Source organism: Synechococcus sp. R55.7, assembly GCF_047461955.1.
Taxonomy (GTDB): domain Bacteria; phylum Cyanobacteriota; class Cyanobacteriia; order Thermostichales; family Thermostichaceae; genus Thermostichus.
Genome location: NZ_JANSIC010000261.1, coordinates 1 through 3,278 on the forward strand (window position 1 = coordinate 1; position 3,278 = coordinate 3,278).

Annotated in this window: 2 protein-coding genes; one reads left to right on the top strand and one right to left on the bottom strand. The window is 59.0% G+C overall.

The window, feature by feature from the left end; all coding sequences use genetic code 11:
- Positions 1 to 167: 167 nt before the first annotated feature.
- Positions 168 to 2,810, top strand: a complete 2,643-nt coding sequence (gene clpB / locus NW820_RS11355) for an ATP-dependent chaperone ClpB (RefSeq protein WP_414407530.1) — start codon at positions 168 to 170, stop codon at positions 2,808 to 2,810.
- 15 nt (positions 2,811 to 2,825) lie between these two features.
- On the opposite strand, the gene NW820_RS11360 is transcribed toward clpB, so the two are convergent.
- A complete protein-coding gene (locus NW820_RS11360; protein ID WP_414331634.1) occupies positions 2,826 to 3,227 on the bottom strand; it encodes a SaoD/DsrE family protein in 402 nt (133 codons plus the stop codon).
- Positions 3,228 to 3,278 lie beyond the last annotated feature (51 nt).

Here is a 3,278-nt window from a genome sequence, read left to right on the forward strand (position 1 = left end):
AGGACGGTTGTTGCGAACTCTGGCTCTGGCAAAATAGGCGATACCTAGATCAGGAAGATCCTACCGGAGCTTCCGGCACCCAGCTCTACTGCCCCGAAAGAGTCCAGGGTGCTCCCTGTGTCTGTATTGCCTTCCTATACTGAGTAGCAAAGCTCTGCCGAACTCCTATGCAGCCCACCAATCCCAACCAATTTACCGAAAAAGCTTGGAGCGCCATTGTCCAATCCCAAGATGTGGCCCGGCGGCACCAGCAGCAACAGTTGGAAACCGAGCATTTGCTGATCTCCCTTCTGGATCAAGAGGGGGGGCTCACCCAAACCCTCCTGCAACGGGCAGGTATCGATCCGAGGCTGGTGCGGGATAAAGTGGAAAGCTTCATCAACCAGCAGCCCAAGTTGGCGCGGGTGGATCAGCTCTACTTGGGTCGCGGCCTGGAAACCACCCTGGATCGAGCCGAGGAGTTTCGCAAAGAGTACGGCGATGATTTCATCTCGGTGGAGCACTTGTTTTTGGGATCCCTGCAAGATGAGCGGGTGGGCAAGCGGGTCTTGGCACCCCTGGGCCTGACGGTAGAGCGCCTCAAACCGGTCATCAAAGAGGTGCGAGGCAAACAGCGGGTCACCGACAAAAACCCCGAATCCCGCTACGAAGCCCTGGAGCGCTATGGCCGCGATCTCACCCAGGCGGCCCGCGAAGGGAAGCTGGACCCGGTGATCGGGCGAGATGACGAGATCCGCCGCGTCATTCAGGTGCTCTCCCGCCGCACCAAAAACAACCCCGTCCTCATCGGCGAACCCGGCGTGGGGAAAACAGCCATTGTGGAGGGCCTAGCCCAGCGCATCAACCGGGGAGATGTGCCGGAGTCTCTGAAAAACCGGCGAGTCATTGCTCTGGACATGGGCGCTCTCATTGCCGGGGCCAAGTACCGCGGGGAATTTGAAGACCGCCTCAAAGCTGTGCTCAAAGAGGTCACTGAATCCGAAGGCCAGATCATCCTCTTCATCGACGAGTTGCACACCGTTGTCGGCGCCGGGGCCGGCGAAGGGGCCATGGATGCCGGCAACTTGCTCAAACCCATGCTGGCGCGGGGCGAGTTGCGCTGTATCGGCGCCACCACCCTGGATGAATACCGCAAGCACATCGAAAAAGATGCGGCCCTAGAACGCCGCTTTCAGCCGGTGTACGTGGATCAGCCTTCGGTGGAAGATACCATCTCCATCCTGCGCGGCCTCAAAGAGCGCTACGAGCTGCACCATGGGGTCAAAATCAGCGACTCCGCCTTGGTGGCGGCAGCGGTGCTCTCCAACCGCTACATCTCCGAGCGCTTCCTGCCCGACAAAGCCATCGACCTGGTGGACGAGGCGGCGGCCAAGCTGAAGATGGAGATCACCTCCAAGCCCGTCGAGCTGGACGAGATCGACCGGCGCATCATGCAACTGCAGATGGAGGAGCTCTCCCTGAAAAAAGAAGATGATGCTGCCTCTAGAGATCGCCTCAGCAAAATTGAGCAGGAGCTGGCCAACCTGACGGAGCGACAACGGGAGTTGAATGCTCGCTGGCAATTTGAAAAAGAGGCTATCGAACGCCTGCAAAGCCTTAAAGCCGAGCGGGACGCCGTCAAGCTTCAAATCGAACAGGCTGAACAAAAATATGACCTCAACCGCGCTGCCGAGCTCAAGTACGGCAAGCTGATGGAATTGGAGCGGCAAATCCAAGAGCAGGAGGCTCACCTGGCCAAGCTGCAGACCAACGGCGAGCCGCTGCTGCGGGAGCAAGTGACTCCTGAAGATATCGCTGAGATCGTCTCCCGCTGGACCGGGATCCCAGTCACCAGCCTGATGGAGTCGGAAAAGCAGAAGCTGCTGCGCCTGGAAGCCCATTTGCACCAGCGGGTGGTGGGCCAAGACGAGGCGGTAGCCGCCGTAGCGGCAGCCATTCGGCGCGCCCGGGCCGGCATGAAGGATCCCAATCGCCCCATCGGCTCTTTCCTGTTCATGGGGCCCACTGGCGTGGGGAAAACCGAGCTGGCCCGTGCCTTGGCGGAGTTCCTCTTCGACACTTCCGAGGCGATGGTGCGCATCGACATGTCCGAGTACATGGAGAAGCACTCGGTCTCTCGTCTAATCGGAGCTCCTCCAGGCTACGTGGGCTACGAAGAAGGCGGGCAGCTCTCCGAGGCGGTGCGGCGACGCCCCTACTCGGTGGTGCTGTTTGACGAGGTGGAAAAAGCCCACCCGGATGTCTTCAACATCCTGCTGCAGGTGCTGGACGATGGCCGCATCACCGACTCCCAAGGGCGGACAGTGGACTTCAAAAACACCATCATCATCATGACCAGCAACATCGGCAGCGACCTCATCCTGGAAATTGGGGCCGATGAAAGCCGCTACGAGGAGATGAAAACTCAGGTGCTGGCCATGCTGCGGCACCACTTCCGACCGGAGTTCCTCAACCGGGTGGACGAGCTGATCATCTTCCACGCCCTCACCAAAGAGCAAATTCGCCAGATTGTCGGCCTGCAAATGCAGCGGGTGGAAAAGCTGCTGGCAGATCAGCAAATCGAGATCCTGCTCACCGAAAAAGCCAAGGACTACCTGGCAGAGGTGGGCTACGACCCAGTGTTCGGGGCCCGTCCCCTGAAGCGGGTGATCCAGCGGGAGATCGAAAATCCCATTGCCACCAAGCTGCTGGAAAACGAGTTCCTACCCGGCGACCGCATTTTGGTGGATGTAGCCAACGAGCGGTTGATCTTCCGCAAGATCGGCTCTCAGCCCAGCCAGGAGCCACCTGCTGCTGTGGCCGTCAGCTAAGTCGGGGTCCTTCCGTCAAAGCGTAATCACTTGGTCAGGTGGGTTGTCCTTCAAGGCCTCGTAGAGGTCAGGGAAACAGCCCACCTGCACTCCTTTGACGACGTTTTTGGGAACGCACCGAGCTGGCTCTCTGCGCCCGCGTCCTTGAGCGTCGCACCAGCGGGGTTCCCCTTCGGCTAGGTTGCGCTCCAGAGCGCACATGTCACACATCATCAGCAGGATGTTTTGCTCTTGGGCAACTTTGGCCAAGCGCTCGCCAATGGGATCCCCCTGCCGCAAAACAAAGCAGTTGTCGTCGAAAAAGAACATGCCCACCACCTGCGCTCCATGCACCCCTGCTTCTAGCTGGGGCAGGATCATCTGGCCCAACTTATAGGTGCCGCAGCGAGGGTGAGTGAACACGTAGGCAACTTTCATGAGGCCCCCTTGCCGTTTTCAATTTTGATTATCAGTAATTATCATTTTCAG